Below are 2253 nucleotides of genomic sequence, written 5' to 3'. Positions count from 1 at the left end.
GTGTTTTCCAGCACCTAAATAGTATTCGTGTCCACTTAAACGTCAATGATTTGATGATGGTATTATGAGGTTTTCCTTTGGCCATTAGCTTTATTGTTGGTTATTTCATGTAAATTAATTCTGTATCACCAGCATAAGCTTTGAATCTTCCCCATCGGTTAATATGGCTATATTTTCCTCAGTTGTTACAAACATATCTCTTAATCGCCCTGCGACCTCAGGAAATACGTGAGACTGCGTAAATTCACAATTAGCCAGATTAATTTACAATTGGAGTGGCTGTCTAGTTTAATGCGAGCTTATAAAATCAAGTTTAAGTTAAGCAAGCTTTAAGCTTGTAAGTCTTAATTCGAAAGCCGCTGTTTGTAATGAACAGCGGCTTTTTTGTTTTAGGTTAAAGGCAAAAGCTTAAAAAAATTTAAGTTATCTTATTAATAATATCGCTTACACCTATTTTTTATAGTTCATTACTTTTTTGTCCAATATTACTGATCTCTACCATCTTGGGGCATTTCTACATTAAGGAAGCTTAAATACCGGCTAACTAGTTGTTTACAAGTGCTTATTAGCTGGTTAAATTAGATGCTTCGTAATATTTGGACATTTGTCGGTTTGTAAAGCGACAAATGTCGGATACAAAGTTGTTATATGCTTAGAGGTTGGAATGGAGTTTCACACTAAGGCAATTAGTAGAGATGCTACAATCTCAGAGGTCGCTGAAATTGTTAATTACTTCACAGAGAAAGGTTATGATTCTTGTGAGGTTATGCTAGGTTTTGGTTGGGCTCTCTCTTACTATACCGGCAGTGAATGGCTAAAAGAAACGGTCCTCTTAAAGACTCTGACAGCATTTATTTTAGAGCTAGAAGACAAAGGACTTGGTAAAGTTTGCAACGATGATTTCTACATATGGGTCGGCAATAGTGAGTTTAAGTTATGCAATGACAGTGATATTCACCTTAGTTGTAATAAAATCGCCGCAGAACATAAACACTTTCTTGAACGCTGGGACTACAAGGGTTATGACGCAGTTGAACATTCTTCGTAGCAAACACGCATATAACAAAAAAATTGAAGCGGACACTGACAAAAGCGGTCAGCGCCGCTTAATTTGGTGTTAGGCATCACCGAGATGATTATGAATTTAAATATAGAAGGTCAAACATCGACTTTAGTAACGCTTATAACAGAACTCCAACCACTGCTTAATGACGAGGCTTTAAGGATTCGGAAAGATGCCGAAGTTACTGAAAAGATGAAGTTTGACGCTGATTCATGGTGTCGCTCGGTAATGGGAGATAGCTTAGTTAAGTTAAGATTGTTTACAGAGCAGAATTTTAACTACATAGAAACCATGAGCATATTAGCAGTGACGAGATACATTTTTGAGATGTCTGTTTGGTTGCTATTGTTTAAGATGGATTCACGGTATGGTTTGGTTTACTACAGCCGATTAATTGACACCCAGCTGAGGTATTGGCAGGATTGCAAAGTTCAAACTGAGCGAGAGGTTCTACTCTTGAAAAAGTTTGAAAGCGAAGAAAAATCAATAATGGACGAGGAGCTTAAAAAGCTTAATGATATTATTGATCCTAAGATAAAAGAGAAAGAAGCTTTTAATCTAAGCTCTTTCGTAATGAAAAAGATTGATGATAAAGCCGATCGACATTTCTCTATTTATGCTGAGCAAGCAAAATCAAATGGATATAGTTTTCAAGCTCATTTAGTTGAAAATAAACAGTTACCAATTATTACAAGCTCCATTGCTGAGCTTGAAAACGAAAAGACTAGTTTTTTGTCTTCAATACCTGACGATATTAAACTTCTTATCCCTAAGCGTTGGAACTGGTGTGATATGGCAAAAAAGTCGACTTAGGTGATGAGTATGAATATATCTATTCGTACACAAGTAAGCTTTTGCATGCGACACCATCAAGCATTACAACAAATCAGAAGAATCTCGAGCTAAGTGAGATCAATATATTTCTTAAATATGTCCGTGTTAAAATTAACGATATATTGAGTTTAGCAAAGCAGTATTCGTAATTAATGCCTAACAAGCAGCTGCAATTTGACTCCGCAAACTGTCACGCTTTTTGTTCCAAAAATCCCGCCAGCTTGCTACGCAATTGCAGAATAATATTGACACCCATCCTATTTTTTGCAGTTTAGTGAACTAAGTACTAGGCTTTTATCAGTGTGAAAAATAAGCAGGGTGTCTTATGGCAATCGCAAGAAAGCGCCAAGTAAGTT

General features: G+C 36.3%; 2 protein-coding genes and 2 pseudogenes. 2 read left to right on the top strand and 2 right to left on the bottom strand.

Annotated elements, in window-relative coordinates; genetic code table 11:
* A pseudogene (locus tag I6F43_RS20340) lies at nt 1-82 on the bottom strand (Mobile element protein); the annotation flags it as partial.
* A gap of 32 nt (nt 83-114) precedes the next feature.
* Nucleotides 115-264: pseudogene (locus I6F43_RS20215) on the bottom strand (PQQ-dependent sugar dehydrogenase); the annotation flags it as partial.
* A gap of 400 nt (nt 265-664) precedes the next feature.
* Between I6F43_RS20215 and I6F43_RS19925 the strand changes: the two are divergent.
* Together I6F43_RS19925 and I6F43_RS19920 are read left to right on the top strand one after the other, a co-directional pair.
* Nucleotides 665-1048, top strand: a complete 384-nt coding sequence (locus I6F43_RS19925; protein ID WP_197103754.1) for a hypothetical protein — start codon at nt 665-667, stop codon at nt 1046-1048.
* A 90-nt stretch (nt 1049-1138) separates the two neighbouring features.
* Complete coding sequence (locus I6F43_RS19920; RefSeq protein ID WP_197103752.1) at nt 1139-1876, top strand: hypothetical protein; 738 nt, start codon at nt 1139-1141, stop codon at nt 1874-1876.
* Nucleotides 1877-2253 lie beyond the last annotated feature (377 nt).

Origin of the sequence: Pseudoalteromonas sp. NZS71_1 (assembly GCF_015864305.1) — a bacterium.
In the GTDB taxonomy this organism is placed as follows: Bacteria; Pseudomonadota; Gammaproteobacteria; order Enterobacterales; family Alteromonadaceae; genus Pseudoalteromonas; species Pseudoalteromonas arctica.
The sequence above is the reverse complement of the archived record's forward strand: the minus strand, read 5'-3'. Positions and strand labels throughout refer to the sequence as shown.